Source organism: Streptomyces montanisoli, assembly GCF_017813245.1.
GTDB classification, from domain to species: Bacteria; Actinomycetota; Actinomycetes; order Streptomycetales; family Streptomycetaceae; genus Streptomyces; species Streptomyces montanisoli.
Map to the genome: position 1 here is coordinate 22,113 of NZ_JAGIQL010000045.1, position 20,659 is coordinate 42,771.

The 20,659-nt window shown below is 71.7% G+C and carries 12 protein-coding genes and 1 pseudogene; 9 read left to right on the forward strand and 4 right to left on the reverse strand.

Features of this window, described 5'->3' with window-relative positions:
* Positions 1-2 precede the first annotated feature (2 nt).
* On the reverse strand, positions 3-602 hold the full coding sequence (locus tag JFN87_RS13755; protein ID WP_209340314.1) for a hypothetical protein: 600 nt from the start codon (positions 600-602) through the stop codon (positions 3-5).
* Between the two features lie 144 nt (positions 603-746).
* Between JFN87_RS13755 and JFN87_RS13760 the strand changes: the two genes are divergently transcribed.
* Positions 747-2,030, forward strand: a complete 1,284-nt coding sequence (locus tag JFN87_RS13760; RefSeq protein ID WP_209340315.1) for a sensor histidine kinase — start codon at positions 747-749, stop codon at positions 2,028-2,030.
* 288 nt (positions 2,031-2,318) lie between these two features.
* Here the strand turns inward: JFN87_RS13760 and JFN87_RS13765 are convergent, their stop codons facing one another.
* Positions 2,319-3,248 (reverse strand): NADP-dependent oxidoreductase, encoded by a 930-nt coding sequence (locus tag JFN87_RS13765; protein WP_209340316.1) that lies wholly within the window; start codon positions 3,246-3,248, stop codon positions 2,319-2,321.
* An 85-nt stretch (positions 3,249-3,333) separates the two neighbouring features.
* Between JFN87_RS13765 and JFN87_RS13770 the strand changes: the two genes are divergently transcribed.
* The 7 genes from JFN87_RS13770 to JFN87_RS13800 all read left to right on the forward strand — a co-directional run bounded on the left by JFN87_RS13770 (position 3,334) and on the right by JFN87_RS13800 (position 15,133).
* The gene (locus JFN87_RS13770; RefSeq protein WP_209340317.1) at positions 3,334-3,912 is read left to right on the forward strand and encodes a TetR/AcrR family transcriptional regulator; all 579 of its coding nucleotides are present in this window, start codon (positions 3,334-3,336) and stop codon (positions 3,910-3,912) included.
* Positions 3,913-4,223: 311 nt separating this feature from the next.
* Positions 4,224-6,110: a phospholipase C gene (locus tag JFN87_RS13775; protein WP_209340318.1), complete on the forward strand. Its 1,887-nt coding sequence runs from the start codon at positions 4,224-4,226 to the stop codon at positions 6,108-6,110.
* A gap of 261 nt (positions 6,111-6,371) precedes the next feature.
* Complete coding sequence (locus JFN87_RS34335) at positions 6,372-8,150, forward strand: FG-GAP repeat domain-containing protein (RefSeq protein WP_209340319.1); 1,779 nt, start codon at positions 6,372-6,374, stop codon at positions 8,148-8,150.
* Positions 8,151-8,453: 303 nt separating this feature from the next.
* The gene (locus JFN87_RS13785; protein ID WP_209340320.1) at positions 8,454-9,731 is read left to right on the forward strand and encodes a globin domain-containing protein; all 1,278 of its coding nucleotides are present in this window, start codon (positions 8,454-8,456) and stop codon (positions 9,729-9,731) included.
* A 7-nt stretch (positions 9,732-9,738) separates the two neighbouring features.
* Positions 9,739-10,530 carry a pyridoxamine 5'-phosphate oxidase family protein gene (locus JFN87_RS13790; RefSeq protein ID WP_209340321.1) on the forward strand — a complete coding sequence of 264 codons (792 nt, stop codon included), beginning with the start codon at positions 9,739-9,741 and terminating at the stop codon, positions 10,528-10,530.
* Positions 10,531-10,913: 383 nt separating this feature from the next.
* Positions 10,914-12,866, forward strand: a complete 1,953-nt coding sequence (locus tag JFN87_RS13795) for an alpha-L-rhamnosidase-related protein (protein ID WP_209340322.1) — start codon at positions 10,914-10,916, stop codon at positions 12,864-12,866.
* Positions 12,867-12,868: 2 nt separating this feature from the next.
* Positions 12,869-15,133 carry an alpha-L-rhamnosidase-related protein gene (locus JFN87_RS13800; protein WP_209340323.1) on the forward strand — a complete coding sequence of 755 codons (2,265 nt, stop codon included), beginning with the start codon at positions 12,869-12,871 and terminating at the stop codon, positions 15,131-15,133.
* A 78-nt stretch (positions 15,134-15,211) separates the two neighbouring features.
* Here the strand turns inward: JFN87_RS13800 and JFN87_RS13805 are convergent, their stop codons facing one another.
* The gene (locus JFN87_RS13805) at positions 15,212-17,884 is read right to left on the reverse strand and encodes an alpha-L-rhamnosidase-related protein (protein WP_209340324.1); all 2,673 of its coding nucleotides are present in this window, start codon (positions 17,882-17,884) and stop codon (positions 15,212-15,214) included.
* A gap of 366 nt (positions 17,885-18,250) precedes the next feature.
* Between JFN87_RS13805 and JFN87_RS13810 the strand changes: the two genes are divergently transcribed.
* Positions 18,251-19,762, forward strand: a complete 1,512-nt coding sequence (locus JFN87_RS13810) for a glycoside hydrolase family 76 protein (RefSeq protein ID WP_372449229.1) — start codon at positions 18,251-18,253, stop codon at positions 19,760-19,762.
* A 12-nt stretch (positions 19,763-19,774) separates the two neighbouring features.
* Here the strand turns inward: JFN87_RS13810 and JFN87_RS13815 are convergent.
* Positions 19,775-20,659, reverse strand: a pseudogene (locus JFN87_RS13815) (glycosyltransferase family 39 protein); the annotation flags it as partial.

Sequence of the window (20,659 nt, forward strand, 5' to 3'; positions counted from 1 at the left end):
GTTCACTTCCAGCTGAAGGAGTCGGTGACGATGCGCCACGGATCGACATTGTCCGCGTGCACCGGCCCGGAGAGGGTGATGTCCACCTGGTGGCCGTTGCGGAAGAAGGCGTACCGCTCGAAGGCGTCCGTGACCGTCTTGCCGGTCACCGGGTCCGGTGCTGAGTCGCCCTGATAGGTGAGCAGCACGACCTTGCCGGCGTGCCGGGAGACGGTCTTCACATCGCTCTTCGTGAAGTGCGGCACCTGCTTGCGGAGCTTCGGCACGACGGTCGCCTTGACGGATGCGGGATCCGGCGCCGTCGAGGAGGAGGCGGAGATCGCGATGTGGTTCAGCTTGTCGGCAAAGGTGGTGCCGGAGCCCTGGTTCTTGCGTGTCCAGCCTTCCGGAACCTTGACCGTGAAGGTGCCCTTGTCGGGTGTGAAGGACACATAAGCCTGGTTGTCGGGTATGTCGCCGGCCGGGTTGGACTCGGCGGAGGGCCCCGGTGAACCGCCCGCGTCGTGTGAGGCGCCGGATGAGGCGCCGGACGAGGCGCCGCAACCGGCGAGCAGGCCGCCGGCCAGAAGGGCAGCCGCTGTGGTGAGGAGATGAGTGCGCATCGTTCGTCGAGCCCTTCTGGAGAGGAACGGACACCCAGGACGCTAGGAAGGTGCGGGTTAACCCATCCGACGCTGACGGTTAGACGACGGCAAAACCCGGTGTCACCTTCCCTACCCCCCCCTGTCGGGCCGCATCATGGGGCCATGAGACGGCGTGTCGTACGGGTGGCGGTGGTATCCGTCCTGGTGGCCCTGGTGCTCTTCGCGCTTCCACTGGGCGCCGCGCTGAGGGCCTACCTGTTCGCCGACGAACGCAACGAACTCGAGCGGGAGGCACTCGCCGCCGCCGTCCGCGTCGGGCCGGACTTCGCCTCAGGTGACCGGGTCGAACTACCGCCCGCACCCCCCGGCGTACGCATCGGCGTCTACGACATGAGCCTGCGACGCCAAGCGGGAGCCGGCCCCCGCAAGGCAGGCAGCGCGGCCCGCCGCGCGGCACGCGGCAGCGTCTTTGCCGCACACACCACCGCGGACGGGGCACTGGTCACGGCCGTGCCGGTCTCGCGCAACGAGCAGGTGGTGGGCATCGTGCGGGCCTCGACGGATACCGGCGGGCTGTGGTGGCACGTCGCGGAAGGCTGGCTCGCACTGGTCGCCACCGCACTGGTGGCTCTCGGCGCGGCGATCTTGGCGGCCCGACGCCAGGCACGCGCCCTCACGAAGCCGCTGGAGTCACTCTCCCGCCAGTGCCGCGCCGTTGCCGGAGGGGATCTGTCCGCCCGCGCCTCCCCCAGCGCCATCGCCGAAATCGACCAGGTCGCCCGCACCCATAACGACATGGTCAGCAGCATCTCCCGGCTCCTGGAACGCGAGAGGAACTTCGCGGCCAACGCCTCCCACCAACTACGCACGCCACTCACCGGGCTGCAACTCGCTCTGGAAGCGGCCCTGACCAACCCGCACGCGGACCTGCGGGCCGCCCTGGAAGAAGCCTCCGACAGCTCCCGCCGCCTGCAGACCACCGTGGACGAGGTGCTGGCGCTCGCCCACAGCCGGCGGCCGGACTCACTTACCGGCGTAGCGGAACTCGGGACGGTGCTGGACGCACTCGAGCACCGCTGGCACGGCCTCTTGGCCCTCGGCGACCGCCGGTTGACCGTGCAATCCGAATCATCGGCGCGCGCCCGGCACGTGCCCCGTGTGTGCGGCCAGATCCTGGACGCACTGCTGGACAACGCACGAGTGCACGGGCAGGGCACGGTCGAGGTCCGGGTCCGCGAGGTCGGAGGCGCCGCAGCGATCGACGTCGCCGACGAGGGGCACATCTCCACGGGCACCACGGTGCTCTTCGCGCGGGGGCAATCGGGCGGGGCCGGCACCGGGATCGGTCTCGCTCTGGCCCGTGAACTGGCCGAATCAGCCGGATGCAGGCTCAACCTGGCGCGCGCGGATCCCTCGATGTTCACGCTGTTGTGCCCACCGGAGTGACCACATCCGCTACCGCCGGATCGCCCTGGCAACTACCGCCGGATCGCCCTGGACGCTGCCCCAGACGCACTGGGCCACTGTTACGCCCAGCTCAAGCCACTCCTGACGGAGACGCCGACAAGCCGGCCGCCGCCGTCGACCAACTCCCCGTTGGCCGGCAACCAGCCGGCATCATGGCCGACGACGAAGCGTCACAACCGTCTGACCAGTCAAGACCGCGGGGGGCCGCCCGCGGGATCGTCCGCGCATTCCCGGGGCGGGCGGACGATCCCGGCAGGTGGCGGGTCGTCAGAGCGTGACCACGACCTTGCCGTGGACGTGGCGTCCGGCCTGCAGTTCCACCGCGTCGCGGATCCGCTCGACGGGGAAGGTCGCGGCGATCGGCACGGTGACGTCGCCTGCGACGATCGCCTTGGCGATCCGCTCCAGCGAGCCGGGCTCAGCGTCGAAGCCGCCGGTCTCGCGCACGCCACCGGGAGCGTTGCCGCCCGCCGCGATCGTGGAGATGCGCTCGGGCCGCACGCCGAGCGCGAGCGCGGCCTCGGCCGTCTCGGTGCCGAACAGGTCGGTCGCCGCGGTCACACCGCCGGGGGCCACCTCCCGTACCCGGTCGGCCAGCCCGTCGCCGTACGCCACGGGCTCCGCGCCCAGCTGCCGCAGGAACGCGAACGTGGACTCCGAGGCGGTCCCGATCACCCTGGCGCCCGCCAGCTTCGCGAGCTGCACGACGAACACGCCGACCCCGCCCGCGGCGCCGCCCACCAGGACGGTGTCGCCGGAGCCCAGGCCGATCGACGCCAGGGCGGCCGCGGCCGTCGCACCGGCCACCGCGAGCGTGCCCGCCACCTCGTCACTGATGTCCTCAGGGGTGCGGTGGAGTGCCTCGGGCCCCTCCATGGGCGTCTTGACCACCACGTGATCGGCGACGGCCCTGCTCAGCGCGCCGCCGTACACGCGGTCGCCGACGGCGAAGCCCGTGACGCCGGCGCCGGCCTCGTCCACGACGCCCGCGTAGTCGTGGCCGAAACCGGACGGCAGCGTGACGCCGAATCGCTCGGCCGCCTCCGGCATCGAGGCGAGGAGCCAGTCCATGGGGTTGAGGCCGGCGGCCGTCACGCGGACGCGGACCTCGCCCGGCCCGGCGTGCGGCTCCGGAACCTCCCGCAGGTCCAGGACCTCGGGGCCTCCGAACTTCTCGTACATGATTGCTCGGCTCATGGGAAACCTCCAGCGAGAGAGAGTGATGGGACTTGGTCTCATCACTGTACACCGGTGACGGGACCAAGTGCCGTAGACTCGTCCCATGGCCCGCTGGCAGCCCAACGCACCCGAGCGACTCGTCGTCGCCGCCCTCGACCTGTTCGCCGAGCGCGGCTACGAGAGCACGACGGTGATCGACATCGCGGAGCGCGCGGGACTGACGAAGAGCACCTTCTTCCGGCACTTCCCCGACAAGCGGGAGGTGCTCTTCGCGGGCGGCGGCTCGATGGCCGACGTGCTCGCGGAGGGCATCGCCGCGGCGCCGGACACCGCCGCCCCGCTCGAAGCCGTGGCTCACGGCCTGGACGCGGTCGGCAGGGAGGTCTTCGTACCCGCCCGCCGCGCGTTCGCGACGAAGCGGCAGACGGTGATCGCCGCCAACCCGGAGCTGAGGGAACGGGAGGCACTCAAGGGGATCGACCTCACCGCCGCGATGGCCGGCGCGCTGCGGAGCCGCGGCGTTTCCGACGTGGCCTCGCGCGTGGCGGTGCAGCTCGGCGCGCTCGTCATGAAGATCGCCTACGAGCGCTGGACGGGCACGGACGAGGGCGAGGAGTTCGGCGACGTCGCACGGCAGGCGCTCGCCGAAGTACGCGAAGCCGGCGCACTGTCCCTCGCGTGACGCCGCCGAAACGCTGACGCGACCGCCACGTTGACGCTGACGCAACGTTGACGCCGCCGCAACCTTGACGCCGCCGCAACGCTGAACGCGACCGAAGCGCCGGTGCCGCCGAAGCCGTGACGCCGGTAGGCCGCCCGCAACCCCGGTCCGCACGCGGCATTTGCTGGCCGAGCGTTCACCCGGACGCCAACCGCGCGCCACCCGCCCGCCCGTACGGCTCGCAGAGCATGTTCACCGAAATCCGACAGCGCATGCCGGCACACACCCGTGCGGGGAGCGGCCTGGGTGCGCACGCATGGACAGGTGGACAGATGTTCAGTGCAAGAGCCACCGCGGCGCCCGGCAGGCGGGGCGCGGGCGCGGGCAGGGCCACGGGCAGGGCCGCGGCACTCGTCGCGGCCGCCGCGCTCGTCGCCCTCGGCGGTTCCGCGGTCCCGGCCTCCGCCGCCCACAAGGCCAGGGACAACAGCGCGAGGACCACCACACCGATCAAGCACGTCGTGGTCATCTTCGGCGAGAACGAGTCCTTCGACCACTACTTCGCCACCTACCCGAAGGCCGCGAACACGGACGGCACCCCGTTCGTCGCCGCGGGGAACACACCGAAGGTCGACAACCTCGCGAACGCGCACCTTCTGAAGAAGAACCCCAACCAGTACGCGCCGAAGCGCCTTTCCGCGTCCCAGGCGCTGACCTGCGACCAGAACCACAGCTACGGCCCCGAGCAACTCGCCTACAACAACGGCAAGGCCGACAAGTTCGTCCAGAACACGGAGACGGACACCTGCTCGGGCGGGCTGTTCGGCGAGCCCGGCCTGTCCATGGACTACTACGACGGCAACACCACGACCGCGCTGTGGAACTACGCGCAGCACTACACACTGAGCGACAACTCGTACGGTTCGACCTTCGGCCCGTCGACGCCCGGCGCGCTGAACCTGATCTCCGGCCAGACGCACGGTGTCGTCTCGATGGACCCGTCCACCGGCACCGAGCACCCGAAGCGGACGAAGACGCCGAGTTCGTCCGTGCTGGCGTCGCCGGACAAGAAGGGCGTCGGCACCGTCATCGGCGACCCGGACCCCGCCTACGACGACTGCTCGGACTCGAACCACAAGTCCACGTCGGCGCTCGCGGCGATGAAGGGCAAGAACATCGGCGACCTGCTCAACGCCAAGAAGGTGACCTGGGGCTGGTTCCAGGGCGGCTTCCGGCCGACGCAGGCGTGGGACGGGACGAAGGGCGACTACGCGGTCTGCGGCGCGACCCACACGAACATCGGCGGCGCGTCCGTCGTCGACTACAGCCCGCACCACTCGCCGTTCCAGTACTACAAGTCCACGTCGAACCCGCACCACTTGGCGCCGGCGAGCGTCAAGGAGATCGGCCACGCGGGCCGCGCGAACCACGACTACGACCTGACGGACTTCGACGCGGCACTCGCCGCCCAGAGGCTGCCCGCCGTGTCGTTCCTGAAGGCCGCCGAGTACCAGGACGCCCACCCCGGCTACTCGGACCCGATCGACGAGCAGAACTTCCTCATCTCCGAGATCAACAAGATCCAGAAGTCGCCGCAGTGGAAGTCCACCGCGATCGTCCTCGCCTACGACGACTCGGACGGCTGGTACGACCACGTCTCGCCGCCCGTGCTGAACGGGTCGAAGGACACCACGATCGGCTCCAACGGCAAGCCCACGGACTCCGCCGCCTGCCGCCGGGGGCCCAGGGCCAGGGGCGGCTACGCCGACCGCTGCGGACCGGGCCCGCGCGTGCCGATGATGGTCATCTCGCCGTACGCGAAGACCAACCACGTCGACCACACACTGACGGAGCAGGCGTCCGTCACGCGCTTCATCGAGGACAACTGGTCGACGCGGAAGATCGGTGACGCGTCGTTCGACTCGCGCGCCGGCACGATGCGCAACTTCTTCGACTTCAGGAGGCCCAACAAGGTCGAGGTGCTCCTCGACAAGAAGGGCCGGGTCTCCAAGGTCACGTCCATCCCGAAGAAGGCGCCGAAGCCGCGGACGGACGTCAGGATCACCGGACCCATGGGCGGCGGCCTCGACGGCGCGGGACTCGCCTCGCAGAGCGGGCCCTCGACTTCCGTGACCGTTCCGGTCGTTGCCGGGGTGGCGCTGCTGGCGGCGATCGGCGGCGGCGCCGCGCTGCGCAGGAGGCGGAGGAACGCCGCGTGAGGCCGTAAAGCGTCAGGAACACCGCCCGGAGGGCGGAGGGGCGGAAAACGGGAGGGGCGGCGTCACCGGAGGGTGGCGCCGCCCCTCCGCGCTTGTGTGACCAGCCCGTTCGAACCAAGTCTTGAACAAATTGCGAGTGAACTGTGAGATTCCTGAGACTATAGTTATGCGTCCCGAGTCGGGTACGTGTGCGACTCGGACTTCACCTTCAACGCGCCCGGGCACACTCGGCTGCGCGTCTTTCACATCCCTGGGGGGGTTGTGTCGCATTCCCTTTCGGCGCTTTCCCGTACGCGCCGTTCCCGCCGCCTCGTCGCGGCCTGCACCACCGGAATCCTCGCCGCCGGAGCCTTCGCTCTCGGCCCGGCCGCCGTCGCGCAGGCCGACACCGGTTCCGGCGCCACCGCACCGCACACCGTGAAGCCGGCCGCGCCGCAGACCACTCTGCGGCCCACGTTCACACTGCGGAAGCGCGCCACCTCGCCCACGAAGCGCACCCGTTCGCTGGCGGTCGCCGGCGCGGCGGCGCTGCACACGCCGCGCTTCGACCCCAACGACGACGGCTACGCCGACCTGCTCACCCAGGAGGAGGACGGCACGATCGCGGAGTGGAACTCCGACACCGGCGAGTGGACGTCCAACGGCGTCACCCCCGTCAAGTATCTCGACGTCCTGACGCCCGGCCACGAGACGGCCTCGGGCACCCAGGTCCTCACGCTCACCACCACGGGCCACCTGTCCCTGTGGGACTACACGTCCTTCCCCAGCGGCTCGCCGGTGTGGACGGGCACGGGGTGGAACACCTACAACAAGGTCGTCGCGGTCGGTGACACCAACGGCGACGGCCGGGGCGACCTACTCGCCCGTACGCACAGCGGGGACCTGTACCTCTACCTCGGCACGGGCAACACGTCCAACCCGTTCACCACCAGGGTCAAGGTGGGGACCGGCTTCGGCATCTACGACCAGATGGTCGGTGGCGGCGACATCACCGGCACCGGCCACGAGTCGCTGATCGCCCGCGACCTGAACGGCTACCTCTGGTACTACCGGCTCGACGGCACGCAGGCGAAGCCTCTCGCCACCCGCGTGAAGATCGGCTCCGGCTGGAACACGTACAACCAGATCATCGGCTACGGCGACGCCCAGGGGCAGCAGGGCGGGCTTTTCGGCCGTAAGGTCTCCGGTGACCTGTACTTCTACCAGGGCGCGCCCGGCGGCAGCGGTGTGCACACGCTCACGAGCAAGACGCACGTCGGGAGCGGCTGGTACGACGAGCTCCTCTCCGGCCAGGGCAGCAATCCGTTCTGGGGCAAGAACCGGCTGTGGGCCGTGAGCTCGGGCGGCACGCTGTACGTCTACTTCGGCACGAAAACCGGCGGAGTCACCTCGCGCATCAACGCGAGTGGCGACAGCAACTGGAAGGGCGCCAAACTGGCGTCCACCGTCTCCCTCACCAGCCAGGACGAGCAGTCGCTGCTCGAGGTCTTCCAGGGCACTCTCTACAACGACACCCCGGGCTACGTGGACAAGGCGACGACGGGCTTCGGCGGATACAACATCGTGTTCGGCCCCGGCGACCTCAACGGCGACGGCAACAGCGACCTGATCGCCCGCGACTCCGGCGGCACGCTGTGGCTCTACCCCGGCAAGGGCGACGGAACGTTCCACGCGCGGACGAGGATCGGCAGCGGCTGGAACCAGTTCAACCGCATCACCGGCGCCGGCGACATCAACGGTGACGGCTACGCCGACATCGTCGCCCGGAACTCGAAGGGCCAGCTCTACTTCTACGCCGGCACCGGCAAGGGCAGCGCGCCGTTCAAGTCGAAGTCCCTGATCGGCTCCGGCTGGAACACCTACACCAAGCTCGCCGCGCCCGGCGACCTTGACGGTGACGGCCGCGCCGACATCGTGGGCGTCAACTCGGCCGGCCAGCTCTACCGCTACTCCGGTACGGGACACACCGGCACCGCCACGTTCAAGGTGCGTTCGGAGATCGGCAAGAGCGGCTGGAACAGCTACACCTCGGTGTTCTGACCGGCCCAGGGCCCCGTCCCGCGCGAGCGGCGGGGCCCTGACCACCTTCGACGCGCGGCCACCGCACGATCACCAGGGTCCACGACCCGCCGGCGATCGCGCGGTGGCCGCTGCCGTTTCCGCGCATACCCAGCCACAAGTCATGGCCAACGATTGACACGACGCAACGATCACCGTCTAATGATCAGCTTCCGGATCCCCCCACCGATTGTGATCGCTTTTGATGAGACACCAGAGTGTCCGGTGTGACGCGTGAGGCCACCCAGACCGGCGTTCCGTACGGCATATCCGCCCACACACGAAATGACCGACACGGCCCTCGGAGCCACGTTCCAGCCGGAGTTCCAGCCGGAGTTCCAGAACTGGCAGGCGCCCGCGCACGACTTCGGCGATGGACCGCCCGCCGCGGAGGTGCTGACGCCTGACGAGGTCGCGCTGGTGCGTGCGAGCGCGGCGGTGGTCGAGCCGATGGCGACCGAGATGGCGGAGTACTTCTACGCGGTACTGTTCGCGCGCTACCCGCAGGTCAGGGACCTGTTCCCGGTCGAGATGGACGTACAGCGCGACCGGCTGCTGCGCGGTCTGCTGCGGATCGTGGACCTCGTCGACGACCCGGAGAACCTGGTCGGCCTCTGCGCCCGCCTGGGGCGCGACCACCGCAAGTTCGGCGCCGTGACCGCCCATTACCCCGCGGTCGGTGACTGCCTGCTCGAAGCGCTGGCGCGGTTCGCCGGGCCCGCGTGGAGCGACGCCACGGCCGACGCGTGGGCCCGGGCCTACAGCACGGTCGCCCGTGTGATGTCCCAGGCGGCGGAGGACGACGCGCTGCGCGGGCCCGCCGTCTGGCCGGCCGAGATCGTCCACCACGTCCACCGCGGCCACGGCATCGCCGAGATCACCGTACGTCCGCACAGCCCCTACCCCTACAGGGCGGGCCAGTACGTCAGCATGGAAACACCGTGGCAGCCGAGGGCCTGGCGCTACTACTCGCCGTGCCACGCCCCGCGCACGGACACCACGCTCACCTTCCACGTGCGTGCCGTGAACGGCGGCGCGGTCAGCACGGGCCTCGTCCACCACTCGCGGCTCGGCGACGTCGTCCACCTGGGTCCCGCGCAGGGGGAAATGGTCCTCGACCCCGACGGCACCCGCGACATCGTCTGCGTCGCCGGCGGCACCGGCCTCGCGCCCATACGCGCCCTGGTGGAGCAGGCCGCACGCAACGGGTCGCACCGATACGTCGACGTGTTCCTCGGCGCGCGGACCGGCGAGGAGCTGTACGGCATGGACGACATGCTGCGCATGGCGCAGCGCCACCACTGGCTTTCCGTGCGCGCCGCCGTGTCCCACCAGCGCATACCGGGACGCGAGGGCCTACTGCCCGACGTGCTGCGCGAATTCGGGCCCTGGTACCAGCACGAGGCCTTCCTGTGCGGTCCCGTCCCCATGGTGAGGGCCGCCACCCAGGCCCTCATGGACCACGGAATGCCCCGTCACCGCATCCGCTACGACCCTTTGGAAGGCGTACCTGCCCTGGAAGCGCCCCTGGCAACGGCCCCGGAAGAAGACGAAAGGTTCTGAAGCCTTGGTGAGCGGCCACTACGACGATGCCTCCCCCTCTCTCGGGGAGCGCCTCCTGCAGCGCGAGCTGGGCACCACCGAGCGTGCCACGGCCTTCTACGACCGGCAGGTGCACGCGCAACTCACCCCGGCGATGGCGCGTTTCATCGCGCGCCAGTCCATGGTCTTCCTGTCCACGGCCGACGCGGCGGGCCGCTGCGACACGAGTTTCCGCGCCGGGCCGCCCGGCTTCGTGGAGGTCCTTGACGACCACACCGTCGCCTACCCCGAGTACCGGGGCAACGGCGTGATGGCCAGCGCGGGCAACGTGACGGAGAACCCGCACATCGGCCTGCTCTTCATGGACTTCACCCAGGACCACATCGGGCTCCACGTCAACGGCACGGCACACCTGCGCGCCGACAGCGACCAGCGGGCCCTCTACCCCGGGATAGCCCCGCCCCAGGCGGCCGGCCGCGCGCCGATGATGTGGCTGCACATCACCGTCCACGAGGCGTACGTCCACTGCTCGCGGCACATTCCGCACCTGCAGGCCGTGCCGCGCGTCCCCCGCGCGCGGGGCGGCGGCCGCAACCGCCCCAAGGACGCCGACTACTTCACCGCTCAGGAGCCGCGGTACTCGCCGGCGTACGAGAACGCCGCCGCCTACGAGGGTGCCGCCGCCTACGAGAACGCGACGGCACGACGTCCCCAGGAACCCGCCGCGTACCACCAAGAGCTGCCCCCCGAGCGCTGGTACGAGGCCGAGCCGCAGCCCCGGCCGCAGCCGCAGCCCCAGCCGGAGTGGCGGGGCCGGTAGCGCAGTCCGCACGCACGCGCCGTCACCGGAAGCCCCGGCGCCGGTCCCGTGGGCTGACGGGAGCCGTGCGGCCGCACAAGCGGAACGTGCACGCCTATGGACTCCCCGTGAGGCACACCCGTAACCTGCTCGGCAGTCCGCCGGATTGAAACGTTCTAACTCGGCCCACTGGGAGCATGATGGATCGCGCAGCAGCACAGGGACCACGGCGTCGCACCGTCGTCGCGGCCGCCATGACGTCCGCCCTGGTCAGTACCGTCGGCCTCGGCGCCGTGCCGGCCTTCGCGGCCCCGCGTCGGGGGCGCGGGCCCGGCATGGCGAAGGCCCCGTCCGGGCGTTGGGATCGGTTCAATCTCTCGCCCCGCGACCGGACCGTGCGGCCCGTGTCCACCTACCCGCGCGCCGGCCACGGCCCCGGCCGCGACGTCACCCACGCCGTGCTCAGCGGCCAAGGCGCCTCCGTCACCTTCGACTTCGGCCAGGAGACCGGGGGCTTCGTCACCCTGCGGTTCTCGTCGGCCACCGACGCGGGGCAGACCGTCGGCCTGACCTACTCCGAGCTGTCCACCTACGTGAGCGCCACGTCTAGCGACGGCTCCAACGGCGGCTCGAACGTCGAACCGCCCGTCCAGTACGCCGTCACCCCCGGCGGCGCGGTCAGCACCCGCCGCGACACGCCCGTCGCCGGGACGAGCGACGCGGCCGCCGCCGACCCCGCGTCCCAGCTGCGCGGCGGCTTCCGCTACCTCACCGTCACCAACCAGACCACCGGCACCGTGCGCCTCACCGACGTGACCGTGACCGTCACCTTCGCGCCGAACGCGGCCGACCTGCGCGCGTACCCCAACTACTTCCACTGCGACGACGACCTGCTCAACCGGGTCTGGTACGCGGGCGCCTACACCGTCCAGACCAACATCATCGCCCGCGACCAGGGGCGCGTGTGGGGGCCACCCGACGTCGGCTGGAACAACAGCGCCCTCGTCGGCGAGAGCGGCCCCACCGTCCTCGTCGACGGCGCGAAGCGCGACCGTACGGTGTGGCCGGGCGACCTCGGCATCTCGGTGCTCACCGACTACGTGTCACTCGGCGACCTGGACACCGTGCGGGGCAGCCTGGAGACGCTCTACCACCACCAGGACCCGGCGACCGGCGCCCTGCCCTACGCCGGGCCCGCCGTCGACTTCATCGGCAACTCCGACGCGTACCACCTGTGGACGCTCATCGGCACGGCCGCGTACGTGCAACTGTCGGGCGACACGGCGTGGGCGCGCTCCGTCTACGCCGCCTACCGCAAGGCCCTCGCCTTCTCCCTGGCCAAGCTGGACACGGACGGGCTGCTCGATGTGACCGCCGCCGCCGACTGGGCACGCACCGACGCCGACGGCAAGAACCTCGAAGCCAACGCCATCATGCACCGCGCGCTGATCACCGCGGCGGGCCTCGCCCGCACGCTGCGCGACACCACGTCCGCCGCGGACTGGGCGCACCGCGCGGCCGTCCTCAAGTCGGCCGTGGAGTCCGGCGGTTACTGGGACGCGTCGGCAGGCCTCTACCGCGACAAGCCCACGGGGCCCGGCGCGTCGCTCCATCCGCAGGACGGCAACGCGCTCGCGCTGTGGTTCGGGCTCGTCGACTCCACCGACCGTGCCGCCACCATCAGCGCGGCGCTCGCCGGGCGCTGGACGCCCGTCGGGGCGCTGACGCCGGAGAAGTCCGCCGCGTCCGTGCACCCGTTCCCCGGCTCCATGGAGGTGCACGCCCACTTCGCCGCCGGCCGCGACGCCACCGCGCTCGACCTGATACGCCGCGAGTGGGGGTACATGCTCGACGCGGAGCAGGGCACGGCGTCCACGTTCTGGGAGGGCTACCGCACCGACGGCACGTCCGACTACGGCGGTTCGTACATGAGCGCGGCACACGGCTGGTCCACGGGCCCGACCTCGGCGCTCACGTACCGGCTGCTGGGCATCGCGCCCGCCGACGACGGCGGCCCGGGACACACCGTCGTGCCGCACCCGGGCGGACAGCGCTACGCGGAGGGCCAGTTGACGACGGCGGACGGGGTGATCGCCGCCTCCTGGCAGCGCGGCCACGACGGCGCCTTCGACCTCACGGTCAGCGCGCCCCACGGCGCCGTCATCGAGGTCGGGGTGCCGGTCGGTGACGGCAAGGGCCAGGTCGTACGGCTGGACGGCACGACCGTCTGGGACGGCGCCCCGCGCGCCCACCACGCCCGTCACGCCGACGGCTACGTGTACGTGACCGGACTGCCGGGCGGCAGCCACCGGTTCACCGTGCGCAAGGGCCGCGGCCGCGCCGGGAAGAGGGGCTGACCATGACCGTCACGCGTACACCGAGCCCGTCGCACAGCCCCCGCACCTCCCGCGTTCGCCGCGCCTGCCTGGCCGCTGTGGCCTCCGGCGCCGCGCTGTTCGCGCTGCTGCCGGCCTCCGGGCCCGCGGCCGCCGCCCCGCACCCGGCGCGCGGCCCCTGGTCCGACGCGCACTACATGCCGCACCCCGGCGACTGGCGCCCGTACGTCCTCGCGCCGAGCGGTCACACCGTCGCGCCGCGGCGGATACTGTCGACCGATCCGCGCGGCGGCTCCCTCAGCGGCGACCCGCGCGCGCTGCTCGGCCAGGGGCGCGGGACCGTCCGCCTCACCAGCACCGGCGACCGCACCACATCGCCGCTGGTCACCCTCGACTTCGGTAAGGAGGTCGGCGGGCGCGTCAGCATCCGCGTGGCGGGCGCGTCGGCGACCCCGCCCAAGCTGCACGTGTGCTTCAGCGAGTCCCGCCAGTACGCGGCGACCACGCCCACCGCCAACAGCGGCGAGGCCGCGTACGCGCCGGGCTGCGACACCGCGAACATCTGGAACGGCTACCCGGGCCAGCCGTACACGTACGACTCCGACAGCCACACGCTCACCTTCGACCCGTCGCACCTGCCCGCCACCGTCACCGACCAGCAGATCAGGGGCGGCTTCCGGTACGCGACGCTCTTCCTCGACGGCCCCGGGTGGCTCGACCTCGGCGCCTCGTCCCTGCGGTTCGACGCCGCGCCGAAACAGGCGGACCCGGCCGCGTACAAGGGATGGTTCCTCTCCAGTGACAACGAGCTCAACAAGATCTGGTACGCGGGCGCCTACACCGTCCAGATGGACACCTGGATGCCCGGCACGGCCAAGAGCTGGCCGTACACACCGGGCGAGCCCGACCACGCCGACGCCGTGATCCCCGGCGCCGACCCGGGCAAGGAGGTCATACTCGACGGCGCGAAGCGCGACCGTGTGGTGTGGCAGGGCGACCTGGCCGTGCAGGCCCCGGTCACGTACCTCACCACCGACGACACCGACGCCGTCGACAACTCCCTCTCGTCGCTGGCCGGTCAGCAGCTCGCGGACGGATTCGTCCCGGCGGAGAGCCTCGTCGGACAGCACAACCAGGACGAGATCCGCACCTACGGCGAGTACGTGACGTGGTTCGTGCAGAACCACTACGACCACTGGCTCTACACCGGCGACTCGGCGTACCTCAAGAAGTGGTGGCCGGCTCTGACCCGCGCCACGGCCTGGCTGGAGTCGGTCAGGCAGCAGGACCCGGGCGGCCTCATCGCGTTCGGGAACGCCGGATCGTGCGGCCACTACGGGTACAGCGACTGCGGACACGAGACGTACGTCAACGCGCTGTACGTCCGCAACCTGCGCGACATGGCGCGGCTCGCCACCGCGGAGGGCGACAAGGCGTCCTCCGGCACCTACGCCGAGCGCGCCGACGTCGTCGCGGCGGCGATCAACTCCCAGCTGTGGGACGCTTCCACGGGCGCGTACCGGCTCTCCCGGGAGACTCCGGGCGCCTACCCGCAGGACGCCAACGCGACCGCCGTCCTGACGGGCATCGCGGGCCCTGACCAGGCCACGCGCGCCATGGACTACCTGCACCGCACCAGCTGGGGCACGTACGGCGCGCTCACCGTCGCGCCCTCCACACCGAACGCGTCGATCAAGCCGTTCTACGAGCCGCTGCCCAGCGGATTCGAGGCGAGCGCGCGGCTGTCGCTCGCCGACCCGAGCGGCACGCAGCAGGCGCGCGGACTCGACCTGATCCGCACGTTCTGGGGCCACCAGCTGGCCGGCGACCCGGGCTCCACGTTCTGGGAGAAGGCCGACACGGCGGGGAACCCGGGCATCCAGCAGTTCACCAGCCTCGCGCACGGCTGGGCCTCGGGGCCCACCGTCTCCCTGACCTCGCAGGTGCTCGGTGTCACACCGACCGGGCCCGGCTACGCGTCGTACGACATCGTGCCGGTGGACGGCGGCCTGCACTGGGCGCAGGGCGCGGTCCCGACGCCGCACGGCACGATCACCGCGTCCTGGCGCCGCACCGCGCACGGCTTCACGCTCACCACGCGCGCGCCGCACGGCACGAGCGGGCGGCTCGCGGTGCCGACCGGCGGCAAGCACGTACGGGTCACGCTCGACGGCCGCACGGTGTGGAACGGCACGCGGGCGGTCGGCCACGCGCACGCGACGAGCGACGGCGTGCACGTGTACGTCGACGGCGTCCCGGCGGGACACCACACGCTGACGGCGCACTGACCTGGTACAGCACGAAGCACAGGACGGCGTGGGGCCCCTCCCGGAACCGGGAGGGGCCCCACGCTCCGTCTTCCGTGACTAGCGTCCGGTCGTGAAGGTGTGCGTGCCCGGGCCGAGTCCGGTGACCGTCACGTACGAGCCGTCGCCGCTGACGCCCTTCACCCGCGCGCGGCGCCCGTCCCACACCACCGTGCGGCCCGCGCGTACCCGCGTCGCCGCGCCGTCGACGGGCACGGCCACCGAACCGCGGGTGCCGTGCGGCGCGTGCACGGTCAGGGTGAGCCCGCCGCCGTCCTCGCGGTCCCAGCGGACGGTGAGCGGGCCGTGCGGCGTGGGCAGTTGGCCCTCCGCCCAGCTGAGCGACGCCGGCGGGCACGGGCGCACCGCCCACTCGGCGAAGCCGGGCGCCGTGGGGACGGCGCCGAGCAACTGGTTGGTGAGCGCGGGCAGTACGCCCGTGGACCAGCCGTGCGCGCAGCTCGTGTACGCGTCCTCGTAGAGGGAGCCGCCGGGACCTATGCCCTCCCAGTGCGTGATGCCGGGGTCGTGCGACGCCATCCACCCGTAGGTGCGGCGGATCTGGTCGATCGCGGAGTCCGCGCGGCCGGTCCGGAAGCGTGCGACCAGCTCGGGGTACGACGTGAAGGCGTAGACACGCTGCGAGGCGCCGCCGAACAGTGTGTCGTTGTCCATGAACGCGTTGCCGTAACGGGTCTTCGTCGTCGCGTCGAGGTGGTCGAGCGCCGAGCCCGCGCGGTCGGCGTCCGCGACGCCCGCCGTGATGGCGATGGAGTTGCCGTCCTGCGCGTGGCGCACCGCGCCCGTCGCGGAGTCCAGGTAGGCGCCGGCGGCCTCGTCCCACAGGTGGGCGTTGACGGCCTTGGCGACCGCGTCGGCGCGGTCGCGCCAGCGGGCGGCGTCGGAGGTGTGGCCGAGGAAGCCGGCGAGCGATGCCGCGTCCTTGAGTGCCTGGACGTAGTTGGCGTTGTAGTACGTGACGCGCCCGGTGCGGCCGAGGAACGCGTAGTCGCCGTACCCACTCGTGCCGTTGAGGCCCTTGCTCAGCAGGCCCGCCGAGTCCGTGACGCTCGGGTACCAGGTGTCGAGCACCTTGAGCAGGTGCGGGTAGTAGGCGGCCGCGTAGGCGCGATCGCCGGTGTACAGCACGTAGTCCCAGCTGCACGTCACCCACCAGAGCGGATAGTCGAACAGCGGCAGCGTGTAGTTGTTGATGGACGCGGGCGGTATCCAGCCGTCGGCGCGCTGGTGGTCGGCGAGGTCCGCGAGGACGTTGCGCGCGGCCTCGGCGGCGTCGACGTGGGTGAGGTAGAGGGTGCGGGCGGAGACCGCGAGGTCCCCGACGTACGGGTCGCGGTCGCGCTTGGCGCCGTCGTGCAGCACGAGCTTGCCGTCGAGCGTGGGCGAGTAGGCGTTCCTCGGGTCGACGTCGTCGCGCCTGAAGTGGTCGGTGACCAGCTCGTTGGTGTAGGCGGCGGCGTACCAGTAGCGGTTGAGCTCGTCGTCCGAGGACAGGAACCAGCCGCCGTAGCTCTCCGGGGTACCGACGTACGCGGTGAAGTCCAGCGACACCGAGTCGACGGCGACCGTGCCCCAGGGCTGTGCGGCAGGCGCGTCGGAGGCGAGCGCGTCGAGGGTGATGCGCAGGTAGCGGAAGCCGTGCAGGCCGTCCGCGTACACCTTGTCGGGGGCCGAGGCGTCGTCGCCCGCCTGGTAGCCGCGGTGGTCGTCGCGCCACTCCGCGCCCTTCGCGGGGACGGCGAACTGGTCGGTGCCGTGGCCGGGGTCGCCGGCCTGGTCGCCGCGGGTGAAGTCGGAGCGCGTGGTGAGGAACTTCGTCGACTCGGAGAACGCCAGCCGCACGCCGGGGTTGTTGCCGGACGCGTACGCGAACCGCACGCGCGGGTAGCCGACGACGACCTTGCCGAAGTCCACGGTGACACTGGGCGGTTCCACCACGGGCACGACGTCGGGCCACACCTCGTTGACGCGGGTGAACTCGCCCTGCGGGGTGGCCTGGTCGGCCGTCACGGTGATCCGGACGGCGGTGGTGGTGACCGGCGCGGCGAAGGGCACGGGCCGCTGCACGGCGGTGTTGCCCGTAACGGTGGCGGCGCGCTGCCAGGCTCCACCGTCCCAGGTGTCGACGGTGAACGCGGTGGGCACGCCGTCCGCGTTGGACAGGACGGTCACGCCGGGCAGGGTGTGCGCGGCAGGCAGCGTGATAGTCAGGGTGTCCGGATAGGCGCCCTGCGTGTCGTCGTTCCAGAACGTGTCGGGGTCGCCGTCGATCGCGTTCTTCGCGTCGTACGTGCGGGGGTTGCCGTCGTTGCCGCCGTTGGGCGCGTGCGCGGAGGACGCCTCGGCGGTCGTGCCGTCGGGCCAGGCGGGCGGGGCGGCGGGACGTGGTCTGGTGAGGACGGCCGGGCGGCCGCCGGGCTTCAGCAGAGCGTCCGCGTCGCGCACGTCGCCGGTGGTGGCGTCCGGCAGGACGCGGGCGGGGCGCACGGTGCGCGAGGACGGCCCTTGGACGTAGCGGTGCCAGGCTCCCGCGCCTTGTGCGGGGTGCGGCGGCCTTCCCGGGTGCCCGGGCCGGGCGGCGAAGGCGGTGCCGGAGAACGGGCCGAGCGCGACCGCGCCCACCGCGGCGCCCGCGGCACCGGCCGCCAGCACCGCGCGGCGGGCGGGACCCGAGCGTGCGGCCGGGTCGTCGTCGTGCTGCCTTGAGGTCATGGTGTCGCTGCCTTTCACACGGGTTCAGCAGGTGTCGGGACGAGTGTGTTGAAACGTTTCAAAAGGCGAGATCAAGGGCGACGGTATACCGGCGACCCTCGGCTGTACAGAGCCCCGGCAGCCGCGCGGGACCGCGACCGGCGCATCGGTGCGCCGTCGCGTGCCCCCTTGACGTGTCCGCGCCGTGGCGCTCCCCTGGGGATGGCCGCGCCCCAGCCGGGTGCGCGACGCCCCCCACGTGAACGGCCGCGCGCCGTGCGGCCGGAGAGGACAGCCGTGCACCTCACCCGCGTACGGTCCGCCGCCACCCGCGGCAGACGCCTCACGCTCCTCGCAGCCCTGTGCCTGCCGCTGTCGCTGCTCGCCGTGCCACCCAGCGCGTCCGCCGCCACGACGGGCGGCACGGCTGCCGACACGGCTGCCTACGCGGCGACCGGGACGGGGGCGGGGGCCGTCACGGCTCCGGCCGCCGCCCGGCACGCCGCCGCTGCCGCCGCTGCCGCCGCATCGATCTGCGACATCTACTGCGACACCAGGGACCCGGCGGACGCCAGTGCCCCGCGCGACGCCGCGACGGCGACGGTGCACGGGCGCACGATCAAACTGGTGCTCTCCGACAACGATGTCATGGGGTTCGCCTCCATCGACGGCGGCGGCCAGGGCGACGAGGTCTGGCTCGACCGCTCCTTCGACGGCGGCAGGACCTGGGCGTCGGGCAGCAAGCTCGGCGACACGTTCACCCCGGCCGGCTCCCAGGGCTGGCGCACGCTCATGTACAACGTCGACGACTGGGCCAACACGGGCGTCGGCGCCCTGCGCGCCTGCGGCAAGGCGGGCGACCAGCCCGAGATCGCCTGCACGCAGTGGGCCCGCGTCAACCGCAACGCGTGGTCACGCTCCACCGCCGCCGCCACCGCGCTGATGATGCTCTACGACAACAAGACCGGCCTGTTCGAGTCGAACGGCTGGTGGACCGGGGCCAACGCGCTCACCGCCGTCATCGACAACGCCCGCATCAGCGGCATGGGCAGCTACGAGTACGCCATCTCGAAGACGTACGACCTCAACAAGAACGCCCAGGGCGGCAACTTCACCAACAACTTCCTCGACGACACCGGCTGGTGGGGCCTGGCCTGGGTCGACGCGTACGACCTCACCCACGACTCCCGCTACCTCGACACGGCGCGCGCCGACGCCGACCACATGAACGCCTACTGGGAGACCGGCACGTGCGGCGGCGGCGTGTGGTGGAGCTCCGACAGCGACAAGCGCTACAAGAACGCGATCACCAACGAGCTCTACCTGGAACTCAACGCGGCCCTGCACAACCGCATCCCCGGCGACACCGCCTACCTCGGCAGGGCGCGCGCCGAGTGGTCCTGGTTCAAGGGCAGCGGAATGATCAACGGCGGCCACCTGATCAACGACGGCCTGAACAGCTCGAACTGCGCCCCCACCGGCTCCACGTACACCTACAACCAGGGCGTGGTGCTCGGCGGCCTGAGCGAGCTGTACCGCGCGACCGGCGACACCACCCTGCTCGACACGGCGCAGACGCTCGCGAACGCCTCCACCGCGTCCAGCGCACTCAACCCCGGCGGCGTCCTCAGCGACATCGGCGAGGCCGGCAACTGCTCCTCGGACGGTGCGAGCTTCAAGGGCCCCTACGTGCGGGGTCTCGCGGCGCTCGACAGCACGATGTCGAGCCACCCGTACAGCGCCTACCTGGACCGTCAGGCGGACGCGGCCTACGCACACGACCGCGACCTCCTCGACCAGTACGGCCCGCACTGGAACGGCCCCTTCTCGCTCCCCACCCCCGGCCACGGCTGCCAGCAGTCGGCGCTCTCCGCCCTCAACGCGGCCGAACAGAACTGAGCTGCCGCCGTCCTACCGGCGCCCGGCGCGACTGCCCCGATCAGGCTGAGCGGGACAGTCGCCCCGGTGCGCGTACAGCACCACCTGCGCACCCTTGACGCGTATGCGGTCGCACAGCACGAAGTGGCGCCGCAGCACCTCCCGTTTGACGACCTCCGTCGCGGTCGTGTCCAGCGGCTGGCCCCGCGGGTCGGTGAGCGCGACGACCCTGCGGGCCGCGAGCACCCGCTCGCGCACCACGGGTGCCGGCTCCTCCTCGCCCTCCAGCGTGTGCGACCTGACGGCGTCGCGCCGCAGCGCGAGGTCCCGGAGACCCAGATAGGGGCCCGGGTAGGACATCCGCCACTCGCGCCGCCTCGACGGCATGAACAGCACGCCGTCGGCGCCGGGCGCGAGCCGCCGCACGGCGTGCGACACGGCCGTCACGTCGTCCTTGCGGCTGTCGGGCGTCCGCATCTCCAGCGTCACCGGTACGAGCGCGAGGACGGCGAGCACGACGCCGCACCAGGCGCCGCGCCTGCGCCAGGCCCTCCCGCGCGTCTGCGCGAACAGCGCGTCGAGCGCCCGCCCCATCAGCAGTCCGAGACCCAGGTACGAGTAGAGGACGTACCGGTCCAGATACATGGGCTTGTAGGCGCCGGCCGCCAGCAGCAGCGCCGTCGGCACGACCAGCAGCGGCAGCCCGAGACGCGCGGCCGTCACCGGCCCCGTCCTCCACGGCGCCCCGCGACGTGGGGCGGGCCCGTGGAGCGCCGCGCAGCCCACGCCGAGCGCCACGACCGCCGCGATCTGGAGCCACTGCACAAGCCCGGGCCCGCCGAGCCACGCGACCTGCGCCGACTGCCCGGTGCTGAACACGGCGAGCGGCGCGACCGCCATGGCGCTCACCAGCAGTTG